The organism is Bradyrhizobium sp. LLZ17 (genome assembly GCF_041200145.1).
GTDB lineage: Bacteria > Pseudomonadota > Alphaproteobacteria > Rhizobiales > Xanthobacteraceae > Bradyrhizobium.
In genome coordinates, this window is the sequence record NZ_CP165734.1 from 3852869 (window position 1) to 3866958 (window position 14090).

General features: G+C 65.0%; 13 protein-coding genes. 8 read left to right on the forward strand and 5 right to left on the reverse strand.

Annotation, left to right across the window (positions count from 1 at the left end):
* Nucleotides 1-185 precede the first annotated feature (185 nt).
* The 4 genes from AB8Z38_RS18655 to AB8Z38_RS18670 all read left to right on the forward strand — a co-directional run bounded on the left by AB8Z38_RS18655 (nt 186) and on the right by AB8Z38_RS18670 (nt 2972).
* Nucleotides 186-1202 carry a flagellar motor protein MotA gene (locus tag AB8Z38_RS18655; RefSeq protein WP_369726433.1) on the forward strand — a complete coding sequence of 339 codons (1017 nt, stop codon included), beginning with the start codon at nt 186-188 and terminating at the stop codon, nt 1200-1202.
* A 5-nt stretch (nt 1203-1207) separates the two neighbouring features.
* Nucleotides 1208-2236 carry a peptidoglycan -binding protein gene (locus AB8Z38_RS18660; protein WP_369726434.1) on the forward strand — a complete coding sequence of 343 codons (1029 nt, stop codon included), beginning with the start codon at nt 1208-1210 and terminating at the stop codon, nt 2234-2236.
* Nucleotides 2236-2682 carry a GNAT family N-acetyltransferase gene (locus AB8Z38_RS18665; RefSeq protein WP_369726435.1) on the forward strand — a complete coding sequence of 149 codons (447 nt, stop codon included), beginning with the start codon at nt 2236-2238 and terminating at the stop codon, nt 2680-2682. The genes AB8Z38_RS18660 and AB8Z38_RS18665 overlap by 1 nt, the downstream gene beginning before the upstream one ends.
* A 68-nt stretch (nt 2683-2750) precedes the next feature.
* Complete coding sequence (locus tag AB8Z38_RS18670; protein ID WP_369726436.1) at nt 2751-2972, forward strand: hypothetical protein; 222 nt, start codon at nt 2751-2753, stop codon at nt 2970-2972.
* A 19-nt stretch (nt 2973-2991) separates the two neighbouring features.
* On the opposite strand, the gene AB8Z38_RS18675 is transcribed toward AB8Z38_RS18670, so the two are convergent.
* On the reverse strand, nt 2992-4842 hold the full coding sequence (locus AB8Z38_RS18675) for an ABC transporter ATP-binding protein/permease (protein ID WP_369726437.1): 1851 nt from the start codon (nt 4840-4842) through the stop codon (nt 2992-2994).
* A 219-nt stretch (nt 4843-5061) separates the two neighbouring features.
* Between AB8Z38_RS18675 and rpmE the strand changes: the two genes are divergently transcribed.
* A complete protein-coding gene (gene rpmE, locus AB8Z38_RS18680) occupies nt 5062-5289 on the forward strand; it encodes a 50S ribosomal protein L31 (protein WP_007599895.1) in 228 nt (75 codons plus the stop codon).
* A 165-nt stretch (nt 5290-5454) separates the two neighbouring features.
* On the opposite strand, the gene AB8Z38_RS18685 is transcribed toward rpmE, so the two are convergent.
* Nucleotides 5455-5964: a DUF1465 family protein gene (locus AB8Z38_RS18685; protein ID WP_369726438.1), complete on the reverse strand. Its 510-nt coding sequence runs from the start codon at nt 5962-5964 to the stop codon at nt 5455-5457.
* 425 nt (nt 5965-6389) lie between these two features.
* On the reverse strand, nt 6390-6581 hold the full coding sequence (locus AB8Z38_RS18690; RefSeq protein WP_369726439.1) for a DUF1192 domain-containing protein: 192 nt from the start codon (nt 6579-6581) through the stop codon (nt 6390-6392).
* Between the two features lie 112 nt (nt 6582-6693).
* Here AB8Z38_RS18690 and AB8Z38_RS18695 point away from each other — a divergent pair, with 112 nt between their 5' ends.
* Both AB8Z38_RS18695 and AB8Z38_RS18700 read left to right on the forward strand, forming a co-directional pair.
* On the forward strand, nt 6694-7692 hold the full coding sequence (locus AB8Z38_RS18695) for an NAD(P)H-quinone oxidoreductase (protein WP_369726440.1): 999 nt from the start codon (nt 6694-6696) through the stop codon (nt 7690-7692).
* Nucleotides 7693-7844: 152 nt separating this feature from the next.
* Entirely contained in the window at nt 7845-10721 is a 2877-nt protein-coding gene (locus AB8Z38_RS18700; RefSeq protein ID WP_369726441.1) for an EAL domain-containing protein, read from the forward strand.
* 254 nt (nt 10722-10975) lie between these two features.
* Here the strand turns inward: AB8Z38_RS18700 and AB8Z38_RS18705 are convergent, their stop codons facing one another.
* Complete coding sequence (locus AB8Z38_RS18705) at nt 10976-11965, reverse strand: IS5 family transposase (protein WP_369720878.1); 990 nt, start codon at nt 11963-11965, stop codon at nt 10976-10978.
* Nucleotides 11966-12067: 102 nt separating this feature from the next.
* Nucleotides 12068-12337 carry a hypothetical protein gene (locus AB8Z38_RS18710; protein ID WP_369726537.1) on the reverse strand — a complete coding sequence of 90 codons (270 nt, stop codon included), beginning with the start codon at nt 12335-12337 and terminating at the stop codon, nt 12068-12070.
* 158 nt (nt 12338-12495) lie between these two features.
* On the opposite strand from AB8Z38_RS18710, the gene AB8Z38_RS18715 reads away from it, so the two are divergent.
* Nucleotides 12496-13992 carry a diguanylate cyclase gene (locus AB8Z38_RS18715; protein ID WP_369726442.1) on the forward strand — a complete coding sequence of 499 codons (1497 nt, stop codon included), beginning with the start codon at nt 12496-12498 and terminating at the stop codon, nt 13990-13992.
* The last annotated feature ends 98 nt before the right edge of the window (nt 13993-14090 follow it).

A 14090-nucleotide genomic window follows, 5' to 3' on the forward strand; every position in this document is an offset into this window, starting at 1 on the left:
TGCAAAAATCCGACCCAAGTCAATGGAACGCCGAAGTTTTACAAAGTACGTCATTATGAAAAGCGCGATTTCAGCCTTGGGTTCCCCATGCCGCCCCGAAATCGGCACATCCGGCGCTTTTTTTGGGCCGGCGCTGTGCCATAGTGCGCACTGCAAGCAAGCTTTCGTAATGGATGATACCGGCCATGCCGCCAGGCCCCTCGCCCCGCTCCACCATCGACATCGACTACACCAAGCTCTCCTCGCCCAGCGTCTTCCTGGTGCGGATGTTGGTGTTCCTGGTGCTGTGCGCGCTGGTGGGCGTGGTGCTGTACAAGCAGATCATCCAGGCCTTCTTCGCCAATCCAGGCCTCAACGCCCTGATCGGCGGCGTGCTGTTCATCGGCATCATCCTGGCCTTTCGCCAGGTCATCCGGCTCTATCCCGAGGTCTCCTGGGTCAACAATTTCCGGATCGCCGATCCCGGCCTGGCGCCGGCCCGGCACCCCAAGCTGCTGGCGCCGATGGCGGCGATCCTGGGCGGCGAACGCTCCGGGCGGATGACGATCACGCAGACGACCATGCGGCACCTGCTCGATTCGATCGCGACCCGCCTGGACGAGGCCCGTGACATTTCCCGCTACATGACCGGGCTGTTGGTCTTCCTCGGCCTGCTCGGCACCTTCTGGGGCCTGATCGAGACGGTCGGCTCGGTCGGCAAGGTGATCGACGGTCTCAAGGTCGGGGGCGATTCCGGCGCGTTGTTCGATACACTGAAGGAAGGCCTCGCCGCGCCGCTCGGCGGCATGGGCATCTCGTTTTCGAGCTCGCTGTTCGGCCTTGCCGGGTCGCTGATCCTCGGCTTCCTCGACCTGCAATCGAGCCAGGCCCAAAACCGTTTCTACACCGACCTCGAGGACTGGCTCGCCACCACCGTGCGCGAATATGGCAGCGGCGAGATGGCCGTCGCAGCGGGCGGCGGCGTTGCGAGCGGCGAGCTCCAGGCCGCGGTCGAGCGGCTGCGCAGCGTGCTCGAGGAAGGCACCGCCAGCCGCAGCACCACCGCGTCGATGGCCAGTCTCGCCGAAGCGATCCAGGCGCTGGTCTCGCACATGCGCACCGAGCAGCAGATGATTCGCGAATGGGCCGACGGCCAGGGTGAGCAGAACCGCGAGATCCGGCGCCTTTTGGAACGCATCGCGCGCCAGCCTGAGAAGAGTTGAGCATCATGGCTTTAGCCCGCGGCCGGCGCAGCGAAGGCGCCTTCAACTACTGGCCCGGATTCGTCGACGCGCTGTCGACGCTGGTGCTGTCGATCGTGTTCCTGCTCTCGGTGTTTTTGGTCGTGCAGTTCTTCCTGTCGCAGGAGGTCACCGGCAAGGACAAGGCGCTGGAGCAGCTCAACGCCAAGATCGCGCAGCTCAACGAATTGCTCTCGCTGGAGAAGCTCGGCAAGCTCTCGCTCGACGATCAGGTCTCGCAGCTGAAAGCCGGGCTCGCCTCGGCCGAATCCGAGCGCGACCGCATGAAGGGTCTCTATGAGGGCCTCGCCAATGCCGGCAACGACGCGCAAGGCAAGACCGCCGAGCTCGGCAAGGCGCTGGACTCGGAGAAGGCGGTTTCGGCGCGGGCGCTGGCGCAGATCGAGGTGCTGAACCAGCAGATCAGTGCGCTGCGCCGGCAATTGGCGGCGCTGGAAGAAGCGCTCGACGCCAGCGAGAAGCGCGACAAGGAATCGCAGAATCGAATTGCCGATCTGGGCTCTCGCCTCAACGTCGCGCTGGCGCAGCGTGTGCAGGAATTGTCGCGTTACCGCTCCGAATTCTTCGGCCGGCTCCGCGCCATTCTCGGCAACCGGCCGGATATCCGGGTGGTCGGCGACCGCTTTGTGTTCCAGTCCGAAGTGTTCTTCGATACCGGGCAGGCCACGCTCCTGCCTGAGGGCCGCGCCGAGCTCGACACCGTGGCGAACGCGCTGATCGAGCTCGACAAGAAAATCCCGCCGGAGATCGCCTGGGTGCTCCGCGTCGACGGCCACACCGACGTGCGCCCGGTCAATGGCCCGAACTTCAAGTCGAACTGGGACCTGTCCGCGGCGCGCGCGATCTCGGTGGTGCAATATCTGATCTCGCTCGGCGTGCCGGCCCAGCGCCTGGTCGCCGCCGGCTTCGGCGAATTCCAGCCGCTCGATCCCGGCAACACCGAAGAGGCCTACAAGCGCAACCGTCGCATCGAGCTGAAGCTGACGGAGCGGTAGTGAGCGCGCTCCAGCTCCGCCCCTATCGCGACGCGGACGAAGCGGAGGCGATCGAGCTCTGGCATCGCACCTGGCAGCAGGCCTATCCGCAGATCGACTTCGCCGCGCGGCTGGACTGGTGGCGCGAGCGCTGGCGCAAGGATCTGGTGCCGAAGGCCTCGATCGTCGTGAGCGAGCAGGACGGCGCGCTGACCGGCTTCGTCACGATCGACGGCGATGGCTATCTCGACCAGCTGGTGGTCGACCCCAATCATTGGGGCTCCGACGCGGCAAGGCTGCTGGTCGAGGAAGCCAAGCGCCTGTCACCGTCAGGCGTCACGCTGCTGGTCAACAAGGACAACGCCCGCGCCATCCGCTTCTACGAGCGCAACGGCTTTGCGCAGGCCGGCGACGATGTGAATCCGACCTCAGGGCGGCCGGTGTTGAAGATGATTTGGCGGCCGTGACGTCTGTCACTGAGAGATGCCACGATCTTTGCTATTCGTGGCGGATGGCAAGCAGATGGAGACGACCGATGAAGCTGAGCGATCTGGCCAAGGGGTCTTCGGTGTTGCTGGGCGTCATTGTCGCCGGATATCTGTCGACGACCTATGTCGACCAGCACTTCGCCGCGCCGCCGAGGACAGCAAGTGCGCCTCATCCGGCGAGCAGCGTTGCCCCGTGCGTCGATGAGGACGGCAGCTGGAAGAACTGGCCGTGGGCGAACGTCCCGGCGCTCTCGCCGAAGTGCCGCTAATCGCGGATGAGGCGGCGCCTCACGCCCCCTCGAACTGCAGCCTCGCCAGCCTCGCATAAAGCCCGTTCACCGCGACCAGCTCGGCATGCGTGCCCTGCTCGACGATCCTGCCCTGGTCCATCACCAGGATGCGATCGCAGGACAGCACGGTTGCCAGGCGATGCGCGATCACCAGCGTAGTGCGATGGCGCATCAGCTCTTCCAGCGCGGTCTGCACCAGCGTCTCGCTTTCGGCGTCGAGTGCGGAGGTCGCTTCGTCGAGCAGCAACAGCGGCGCATCGCGCAGGATCGCGCGGGCAATCGCGATGCGCTGGCGCTGGCCGCCGGACAGCGTCACGCCGCGCTCGCCGAGCGGGGTCTCGAAACCTTCGGGCATGCGGCGGATGAACTCGGTGGCGTGCGCCAGCTCGGCGGCACGCTCGACCTCGGCGTCGGTCGCATCGGGCCGGCCGAAGCGGATGTTCTCGCGGGCGCTCGCGGCGAACACGGTCGATTCCTGCGGCACCAGCGCGATGCGGGCGCGGAACTCGCGCGGATCGGCCGACCTGACCGGCACGCCGTCGAGCGAGATAGCGCCGCCCCGCGGATCGTAGAAGCGCAGCAGCAGATGAAAGATCGTGCTCTTGCCGGCGCCCGACGGGCCGACGATCGCCACCTTCTCGCCGGGACGCACGCTGAACGAGACGGCATCGAGCACGTTGACGTCGGGCCGGGTTGGATAGGCGAAGCTGACGCGGTCGAAACCGACCTCGCCGCGCGCCGGCACCGGCAGCGCGCGCGGCACGGCCGGCGCAGCGATGTCGGGCTGCACATGCAAAATCTCGAACAGGCGCTCGGCGGCGCCCGAGGCGGCCGAGACCTCGCCCCAGACTTCGCTGAGCTGGCCGAGACCCGCGGCGGCGAACGCCGCATAGAGCACGAACTGGCCGAGGCGGCCCGGGGTGATGGCGCCGGTGAGCACGTCATGCGAGCCGATCCAGAGGATTGCGACGACGCTTGCGAACACGATGAAGATGATGATGGCGGTGAGCACCGACCGCGCCTGGGTCGAGGTGCGCGCCGCCTCGTAGGCCTGCTCGACCTCGCCGCCAAAGCGCTTCGCGGCCAGCCCTTCGCTGGTATAGGCCTGCACGGTGCGGATCGCGCCGACCAGTTCGCCGGCATAGGCCGAGGCCTCGGCGAGCGTGTCCTGCGCATTGCGCGACAGCCGCCGCACCCAGCGGCCGAAGGCGACCAGCGGCAGCACGATCAGCGGAATCGCGAGCAGCACGAAGCCGGAGAGGCGCGGGCTGGTGATCACCATCATCGCCGCCGCGCCAAAAAACATCATGACATTGCGCAGCGCGATCGAGACCGAGGCGCCGACCGCGGATTTGATCTGGGTGGTGTCGGCGGTGAGCCGCGACACGAGTTCGCCGCTGCGCGCGGAATCGAAGAAGGCCGGCGACAGCGACAGCAGATGGGCGAAGACATCGCGCCGCAAATCCGCGACGATGCGCTCGCCGATCGTCATCACGAGGTAGTAGCGCGATGCACTCGCGAGCGCGAGCACGCCGACGACCGCGATCATCACCGAGAAGTAGCTGTTGATCAGCGCGATGCCTTCCGGCGTCAGGCCGAAATCGATCATCCGGCGTACCGCGACCGGCACCAGCAGCGTGGTCAGGGCGGCAACGGTCAGCGCCACGAAGGCGAGCGCCGCCCGGCCGCGATAGCGGGCCACATAGGGCGCGAGCGCCAGCAGCGGGCGGAGCTTGGCGCGGCCCTTCGCCGGCTGCTCGATCAGATCGGCTTCGATGGACGGAGCCTCGCCGGACATTTGGAGGCCCTCGTCGCGGTACTGGTCGTCAAGCCGTTCGACTGCGCTCATGAGATCGGACCTAAGGGACAAGTGTGCTCCACATAGGCCGCCACAGGGGGAGTGGCAAATCCGGGATATCCCTTAGGTGACCGCCCGGTTCTCCTTGTCCCACAATGGCTTGTTTTAGGGGCGGCCAGCTTGTCTTTGGGGGGTCTCTGGGGTATAGAGCCGCCAAATCCGTCATCGATCATCACTCAAGCGAGCGGCGCCGTCGCCCTAGGAATTGCCATGAAAGCCGAGATTCATCCGAATTATCATACGATTAAGGTCGTGATGACCGACGGAACCGAGTACCTGACCCGCTCCACCTGGGGCAAGGAAGGCGACACGCTGAACCTCGACATCGACCCGAAGTCGCACCCGGCCTGGACCGGCGGCAACGCCCAGCTGATGGATCGCGGCGGCCGCGTCTCGCGCTTCCAGAAGAAGTTTTCGGGCTTCCTCAAAAAGGATTGATCCGGCCGCACGGCGGGATACGAAAAACGCCCCCGGGAAGCCGGGGGCGTTTTTGTTTTGGGGGCTCTCGTCATTGCGAGGAGCACTTGCGACGAAGCAATCCAGACTGCCTCTGTGGAGACCTTCTGGATTGCTTCGCCTCGCTCGCAATGCGGGGGTTGGCGCTTACCGCTCGAACGCGGCCTTCAGCGCGTTGAGGTGCGGCACCAGCGGATTGCCGATCATCGGCTGCTCGGCCGGTGGGGTGTGGATGGTGGTGTCGAGGCGGCGCACGCGGGTCTGAAGGCTCATCGAGCGATGGATCAGGTCCTGCAACTGCGACGGCAGCTTCTCGATGGTGTCCGCGGCACCGGGATCGGCGGCCGAAAGCTTGACCTTGGTCTTCTCGCGATTGGCCTGGCCCAGCGTCATCTCGCCTTCCTTGACCGCGCGATGCAGCAGCAGCCATGAGGCGAGCTGCATCAGGCGGGTGGTGAGACGCATGCTCTCGGTGGCGTAGGTGAGGCTGACGGCGCGATCGAGCGCTTTGGCCTCAGTGCGGCCGGCGCCGTCGAGATAGGCGGCGGTTTCCTCGACGAGGTCCATGCCCTCGCGGAACAGGACGCCGAAGGCCGCAGAATTGGTGAACCGCTCGCTGAGTTGAACGAGAGCGCCCTCGGCCTGCAAACGTTCCATGGTTAACGCCCCTTACGCAACTGTTTACCTGCCCGGCTTTGGCGCCGGCTTATGATGAACAAATCATTGCGCGGGCGGGAGCGGGAGTCCAGCGACAAGCGCGGATATGGTTTCCGCGGGTCTTTGCTCGAAATTCAACCGGAATGAGACACAAAAAAGAGCCGCCGGAAAACCGGCGGCTTTGAAAGTTGATAACAGGGAGGCGTCAAACAGAGTGGACAGGAGCCACTCGGTGTCCAAACGAGGACGTTCCAGTCATAAACCCGAAAGCTTAATGTCGAGTAAACGAGCGAATTATTTGAGGGTTCGTTAGCCATGTCGGCCAGTGGCCGAGCGGGTGGCGGAACAGAGGCTAGCGCAACACCTTTCGCTGTCGTCCCGGACAAGCCTCAGCGCAGATCCGGGACGACGCCTGTTTTGTCTCACTAAGACTTGAACACGCTGTTGGCCGCATCGCGCGAGGCGCGCTTCTTGGCGGCTGCTTCCTCCAGTCTCGCGATCTCGCTCTTGAGCAGCGCGCCGCGCTCGGTCAGTTCCTCGAGCGACAACAGTGAGAGATCCTGTCCGATCTCGTGGTTGACCTTCTTGCGCCGGCGGTCGTCGTCTTCGGTCGCCATATCGTTCCTCCTGCGTTCGCGGGTGGTCCACGGCTGAGGCGGTTGCCAGCTCGGACCGCGCTGGCTAAGCAATGGCCTCGTTGCATCCCGCACCTTTGCTCAAGGACACATCATGGACAAGCTGCCCGCGCAAATGACCGTGGTCGCCATTTCCAAGCCCGGCGGACCGGAGGTGCTGGTGCCGGAACAACGGGCACTGCCGCAGCCCGGCCCGGACGAGATCCTGGTCAAGGTGCAAGCCGCCGGCGTCAACCGGCCCGACGTGGCGCAGCGCTCCGGCGCCTATCCGCCGCCGCCCGGCGCCAGCGACCTGCCGGGGCTCGAGATCGCGGGTGAAGTGGTGGCGGTCGGCAGCAATGCCAAGCGGCACAAGATCGGCGACAAGGTGATGTCGCTCGTCGCCGGCGGGGGCTATGCGCAGTACTGCATCGCCCAAGACGCGCAAGCGATGAGCGTACCGCCGTCCCTGTCGATGACGGAAGCCGGTGCGCTGCCGGAAACCCTGATGACGGTCTGGCACAATGTGTTCGAGCGCGGCGGGCTCAAGGCCGGCGAGATGCTGCTGATCCATGGCGGCTCCTCCGGCATCGGCACCATGGCGATCCAGCTCGCGAAAGCGTTCGGCGCGAAGGTGTTCGTCACCGTCGGCTCGCAGGACAAGATCGACGCCTGTCTCAAGTTGGGAGCTGATCGCGCCATCAACTACAAGACCGAGGACTTCGTCGCCGTGGTCAAGGCGGAGACCGGCAATGCCGGTGTCAATCTGATCCTCGACATGGTCGCCGGCGAGTATGTCGATCGCAATTATGACGCTGCTGCGGTCGATGGCCGGATCGTCCAGATCGCAACCCTCAACGGCCCCAAGGTCACCGTCAACATCGCCAAGGTGATGGTGAAGCGACTGACCCACACCGGATCCACGCTGCGCCCCCGTACTAATGCGGATAAGGCAGCGATGGTCGCGGCGATCGAACAGAAGGTCATGCCGCTTTTGCGCGAAGGTCGCGTCAAACCGCTGATGGACAGCTCATTCCCGCTGGAAAAGGCATCCGACGCGCACCGACGGATGGAGACCTCCGCACATATTGGCAAAATTGTGTTGGAGGTCTAGGCCTCCACCCACAGGGCAAGCTGGAAACCCTTTGATTCTCCTTGCTTTCGTGGCATCTATCGCCACGCACCGAACCACCTTGGTCCGGTCTGAAATCGCCTTTACGTGCCAGCATCGCACTCAGAGTTTGCGTCGAACGCGGAGAACTGACCTTGGGTCTGATCAGGTGCCTCGCGCCCTTCGCGCTGGGCCTCATGATTCTTGTCGCCGCGTCACCTGCGCGCGCGCTTGACGCTGTCAGCGTCCGCGGCGACGCGCCCGCGATCGACCTCACCGGCGTGCTCGAGCACCAGCGCAGCGATGCGGATCGGATCCAGGTCTCCACCGCGCCCGCGACCGACGGCATCGTGCGCCGCATCGAGGTGCGCGCCCGCGAAGGCGGCCAGAACTGGGTGGTGTTCGCGCTCGCCAACAACACCGACGACCAGCTCGACCGCCTGATCGTCGCCCCGCATTACCGCATCGTCTCCTCGGGGCTGTTGTGGCCCGACCTCGGGCTGTCGCGCATCGCGACCATCACGCCCTCGACCGGCGACCGGCCGGAGCGGCAGGAAAGCCCGACCGCCGACGTCTTCCGCGTCACGCTCGATCCGGGCGCCGTCATCACCTTCGTCGCGGAACTGCGCACCGACAAGCTGCCGCAGCTCTATCTGTGGGAGCCTGAGGCCTACAAGGACAAGGTCAATTCCTTCACGCTGTACCAGGGCATCGTGATCGGCATCTCCGGCCTGCTTGCGCTGGTGCTGACCATCCTGTTCGTGGTGAAGGGCAGCATCATGTTCCCGGCGGCGGCGGCGCTGGCTTGGGCGGTGCTGGTCTATATCGGCGTCGATTTCGGCTTCTGGGGCAAGGTGCTCGATATGTCGAACAACGCCGAGCGCATCTGGCGCGCGGCGGGCGAAGCGATCCTGGCCGCGACGCTGCTGGTGTTCCTGTTTGCCTATCTCAATCTCAGCCGCTGGCATGTGCGCTATTCGCACATCACGGTGGGCTGGCTCGCCTTCCTGGGCTCGCTGGTGGCGCTCGCTCTGTTCGACCCCGCCGTCGCCTCCGGGATTGCGCGCATATCGCTGGTGCTGATCGCGTTCGCCGGCTTCGCGCTGATCGTCTATCTTTCGACCCACGGCTTCGACCGCGCGGTGCTGCTGATCCCGACCTGGTTCCTGCTCGTGGTCTGGGTGGTCGCAGCCGGCATGGCGGTCGCGGGCTCCGTCACCAACGACATCGTCGGCCCCGCTTTGCTCGGCGGCCTGGTGTTGATCGTCATGCTGATCGGTTTCACGGTCATGCAACACGCTTTTGCCGGCGGCGGCGCCACCACCGGAATCGTGTCCGATATCGAGCGCCGCGCGCTGGCGCTGGCCGGTTCCGGCGATCTGATCTGGGACTGGGACGTCTCCGCCGACAAGGTTTTCACCAGCCCCGAGACCGAAGCCCTGCTCGGCCTCAAGCGCGGGACGCTGGAAGGCCCGGCGGCGTCGTGGCTGGAAGTGCTGCACCCGCTCGACCAGGACCGTTTCCGCGCCGCGCTCGACAGCGTGCTCGACCAGCGCCGCGGCCGCCTGGTGCAGGATTTCCGCCTGCGCACGCCGGACGGTCACTTCATGTGGTTCGCGCTGAAGGCGCGCCCCGTGGTCGGCTCGGACGGCGAGGTCTCGCGCGTGGTCGGCACGCTCACCGACGTCACCGAGCTGCGCAACGCCGAGGAGCGCCTGCTGCACGATTCCGTGCATGACAACCTCACCGGCCTGCCCAACCGCAAACTGTTCATGGACCGGTTAGGTGCGGTCGCGCATTTCGCCAAGACCATGCCGACGCTGCGGCCGACGCTGATGGTGATCGATCTCGACCGCTTCAAGCAAGTCAACGATTCCGTCGGCATCGCGGTCGGGGATTCCATTCTGCTGACGCTCGCCCGCCGGCTGACCCGTATCCTGAAGCCGCAGGACACGCTGGCGCGGCTCGCCGGCGACCAGTTCGGCCTGATCCTGCTCTCGGAACAGGACCCGGCCCGCATCACCGCCTTCGCCGAGACCATCCGCAAGACCATCCGCGCGCCGATCGCCTTCAACGACCGCGAGATCTTCCTGACCGCCTCGATCGGCCTCGCTTTGTCCGATCCGCAGGTTCAGCTCACCGACGAGATCACCAAGGACGCCGAGCTTGCGATGTACCATTCCAAGCGCATCGGCGGCGACCGCATCGACGTCTACAAGCCGGCGATGCGCGCCCGCAAGACCGACCGCCTGACGCTGGAAAGCGAGCTGCGCCGCGCCATCGAGCGGCAGGAGCTCACAATCCTGTACCAGCCGATCGTCCGGCTCGAGGACCGATCGGTCGCGGGCTTCGAGGCACTGGTGCGCTGGGATCACCCGAAGCTCGGGCGCATGGCCCCCTCGGAATTCATCACCATCGCGGAAGAGACCGGCCTGATCATCGACCTCGGCATGTTCGTGCTCGACCAGACCGCAAAGCAGCTCTCGATCTGGCAGCGCGCGATGCGCTCGCGCGAGCCGATCTTCGCCTCCGTCAACGTCTCCTCGCGGCAATTGCTGCGCCATGATTTGATTCACGACATCCGCACCGTGCTGTCGCGCTCGTCGGTGGCGCGCGGCACGCTGAAGCTGGAATTGACGGAATCGCTGGTGATGGAAAATCCCGAGCACGCGGCGCAGATGCTGACGCGGATCCGTGAGCTCGGCACCGGGCTGTCGCTGGACGATTTCGGCACCGGCCATTCGTCGCTGGCCTATCTGCAGCGCTTCCCGTTCGACACCATCAAGATCGACCAGTCGTTCGTCCGCACCACCACGCGCGGCACGCGCCCGGTGATCCTGAAGTCGATCATCGCGCTTGCGCATGATCTCGGCATGGACGTGGTGGCGGAAGGCGCCGAGACCGATTCCGACGCGGTCGAGCTCTACCAATTGGGCTGCGAATACGCGCAGGGCTTCGCCTTCGGCGAGCCGATGGACGCCGACGCCGCGATGCGACTGCTGACGGAAGTGCGGCTGGAAGCGGCGAGCTGACTGTTTTCCCTCTCCCCTTGTGGGAGAGGGTCCGCTCGCGAAGCGAGCGGGGGTGAGGGGTCTCTCTCCAAGAACGCAATCTCTCAATTGCGGACACAACCCCTCATCCGGCGCTTCGCGCCACCTTCTCCCACAAGGAGGGCTTTGCACAGAGGGGCGAGCGGGCGCTTGAGGTGCGTCGCGGGCTTTTTTGCTGTCAGCCCGCTGCAGTGAGCGGCATTTTGCTCATTTCACCCCTGTTGTCCTCCGTTTTTTCAAACGGAGACGGACTCTGGGCGTTGCGCGGCCAAGGCGCCGGCCGCGCGACGCAGATTGTAGGCGCAACAGGCCAGCACGATGTGCGTCTGGTTGCGCGCGAAGTTGAAGAAGCGCATCCGCCGCAGACCATAATGCTCCTTGAACACGGCGTACGGTCGCTCCACGGCTGAGCGTATCTTCGCGATCAGCTTGTTGCGCAGCTTCTGTCGTGGCGGCAGTTCGGGATGATGCTTGTTCGAACGACGCATCAGGCGATCCTTGATACCGGCTTCGGTCAGGCGCGCGTGCCGGGCATGCGTGTAATAGGCCTGATCGCCATAGACCGCTTCCTCATCACCACAGAACAGACGATCCGCCGGTTCTGTATCAGTGATCGAGGCATCCGTCATGTGGACACGACGAATGATGGTGTGACCGGCATCCACACCCGTGTGGATCTTGTAGCCGAACACGCTCTTTTTGCCTTTCCGGCCCCAGCGTGCATCGCGATCCGCAGATGGCGTATCCTCGCCATCCTTGCGTGCCTTGCGGGGCGGAGTGGCTCGGGCCGGGATCAACGAGGCGTCGACCAGCGTCCCCTGCTTGAGGATCAGCTTCTTGGCCTCCAACTGCCGATTGATCTCCGCGAACACCTTCTCGATCAGACCGTCCTTGGCGAGTTCCTGCCGAAACCGCCACAATGTCGTGTGATCCGGGGTCTGATCGTGCAGGCTCAGACCAACAAAGCGACGAAACGACAGCCGGTCCGCAATGGCGGCTTCCAGCGCCGGATCGGACAGATTGTGCCAGATCCCGGCGAGCAAGCAGCGAAGCATGACTTCCGCTGGATAGCTGCTGTTACCGGCACCATCGCCACCCCGCTTGCCAAGAAGCGAGCGCAGCGGCGCCCAATCCACAACAGCCTCCACCTCATCCAGGATGCTGCCTCGGCGTGCCCGAACCAGGACATCCGCCAAGCTCATTTGACCGACATTGCGCTCGACCATGCTTGGCTCACCTCGCTAGAATCAGCCATGATTCAAAGAATCACGTGCAGCCGATTGTGCAAAGCCCTCACAAGGGGAGAAGGGAAGAAGAGCTTGTGGCGCTCAGCCGGGTCGCCGCCGGTCGCTCTTCTGCTTCGTGAACCGCACGCTCTGGCCGCCCGGCATCCGCGTCGCCTTGAAACCCGCAGCGAGGCAGGCTTCGCGCTGCGGCATCTGGATGTCGGGGCTGCGCGAGGTGTCCCACCATGAGGCACGATTGGCCGCGCGCGGCAGGGCCGCACCAATGATCTCCTCGATCTGCTCGTAGCTCAGCACGAATTCCGTCTGCTTCTGCCGCATCAGGTAATCGCGCAACGCGTCGTAGTCGTTCACCGTCATCCTCGATCGCTCATCGGCCCCAACCTTGGGATCCCGACCTTGCCGAAAAGTGCTAGCCCCGGAAACCGTTTCTTAACTCATTGCGACAGCGCCGTCCCGCCTTAAACACTACGCAAGCTTTCGGGCGCATCCACTAAGGCCGGGAGCAAAGGATGCTGTCTCGATGGCGCGATGTCACGGCCCGGCGGCCGTGGCGGATTTCGGCGAAGCTGCTGATCATCTCGTCGGTCGTGACGGTGATCGGCTTTTCCGCCATTTGCGTCAACGTCATGCTGGACATGCGCCGCGGCGAGGAGGCGCTGGCCCGCCAGACGCTGGAAAACCTGGCCACGTCGATCGAAGCCGACATCAGCCGCAATATCGAGATCTACGACCTGTCCCTGAAGGCGGTCGCCGGCAACGTGCTGTTGCCCGAGATCGCCACGGTCTCGAAGCCGATCCGTCACCTCATCCTGTTCGATCATGCGACCACGGCCCGGCATTTCGGCGCCATCCAGGTGTTCGATGCCGACGGCCGGCTGACGATCGACGCCTCGACGCTCGATGCCCAGCCGGAGAACCGCAGCGACGAGGAGTATTTCAAGGTCCATCGTGACAACCCCGATGCCGGACTATTCATCAGCCGCCCGATGCTGTTCCGCGGCGCCTATTCGATCGTGCTGAGCCGACGCGTCAGCGACACCGACGGCGGCTTCATGGGCGTCGTCGCCGGCTCGATCCGCTTCAGCTATTTCCATGAGCTGTTCGAACGGCTGAGCCTCGATCCCGCGGACACCATCACCGTGCTCAAGCGCGACCGCACCATCATGATGCGGCGGCCGTTCGACCTCGACATCATCGGCAAGAATCTCGGGACCCAACAGAACTGGAAGCCCGAGAATCTCAAGGCTGGCGGCTCCTTCGCGGGCCAGGGTCCGGTGGACGCGACGCCGCGCCTCTACGTGCGCAGCAACGGCTCCGGTCCGATGTTCGTCGTCGCAGGCAAGCAGCTCAGCGCCGTGTTCGAGCTGTGGCAAAGGGAAGCTTATCGCATCGGTGCCGTGGTGCTGGCGCTGATCCTGTTCGTGCTGGCATCGACCCTGGTGCTCGCCCGCGAGATCGGCCGCCGCGCCGATGCCGAAAGCAGGCTCGAGGAGATGGCGACGACGGACGCGCTCACCGGCCTGCGCAATCGCCGCAAGTTCGACCAGGCGATCGATCTCGAATGGCGGCGCGCCATGCGGCAGAATACGCCGGTCGCGCTGCTGATGATCGATGCCGATCATTTCAAGGCGTACAACGACACGTTCGGCCATCAGGCCGGCGATCAGGTGCTGGTCGGCATTGCCATCTGCATCTCCGATTCCGTGCGCCGCGCCGGCGACTGCGCCGCGCGCTATGGCGGCGAGGAATTCGCGGTGCTGCTGCCGGACACCGCGGCGGAGGACGCGTTCAAGATCGCAGAGACCATCCGCCGCAAGGTTCAGGGCTGGTCCGACGCCCAGGCCGGATCGACCGTGTCCTGCGGCGTCGCCAGCCTCGTTCCTACCGCCGACGTGGACTGGCCGATCCTGGTCGCCGCTGCCGACAAGGCGCTCTACGCCGCCAAGGCCGGCGGCCGCAACCAGTCGGTGGTGGCGAGCTTGCCGAAGCTGTCGCTGGTGGCGTGAACGGCGGCTCTGTCGCCGTCATTGGGCGCGACGCAATCGCAGCACTCTCAGTGTCGTCCCGGCGAAGGCCGGGACCCATAACCACAGGGAGAACTTTT

What these genes read in the sequence shown, in the direction of transcription:
- AB8Z38_RS18655 (WP_369726433.1), top strand. Translation starts at nt 186, where the DNA reads ATGCCGCCAGGCCCCTCGCCCCGCTCCACCATCGACATCGACTACACC.
- AB8Z38_RS18660 (WP_369726434.1), top strand. Translation starts at nt 1,208, where the DNA reads ATGGCTTTAGCCCGCGGCCGGCGCAGCGAAGGCGCCTTCAACTACTGG.
- AB8Z38_RS18670 (WP_369726436.1), top strand. Translation starts at nt 2,751, where the DNA reads ATGAAGCTGAGCGATCTGGCCAAGGGGTCTTCGGTGTTGCTGGGCGTC.
- AB8Z38_RS18675 (WP_369726437.1), bottom strand. Translation starts at nt 4,842, where the DNA reads ATGAGCGCAGTCGAACGGCTTGACGACCAGTACCGCGACGAGGGCCTC.
- rpmE (WP_007599895.1), top strand. Translation starts at nt 5,062, where the DNA reads ATGAAAGCCGAGATTCATCCGAATTATCATACGATTAAGGTCGTGATG.
- AB8Z38_RS18685 (WP_369726438.1), bottom strand. Translation starts at nt 5,964, where the DNA reads ATGGAACGTTTGCAGGCCGAGGGCGCTCTCGTTCAACTCAGCGAGCGG.
- AB8Z38_RS18690 (WP_369726439.1), bottom strand. Translation starts at nt 6,581, where the DNA reads ATGGCGACCGAAGACGACGACCGCCGGCGCAAGAAGGTCAACCACGAG.
- AB8Z38_RS18695 (WP_369726440.1), top strand. Translation starts at nt 6,694, where the DNA reads ATGGACAAGCTGCCCGCGCAAATGACCGTGGTCGCCATTTCCAAGCCC.
- AB8Z38_RS18705 (WP_369720878.1), bottom strand. Translation starts at nt 11,965, where the DNA reads ATGGTCGAGCGCAATGTCGGTCAAATGAGCTTGGCGGATGTCCTGGTT.
- AB8Z38_RS18715 (WP_369726442.1), top strand. Translation starts at nt 12,496, where the DNA reads ATGCTGTCTCGATGGCGCGATGTCACGGCCCGGCGGCCGTGGCGGATT.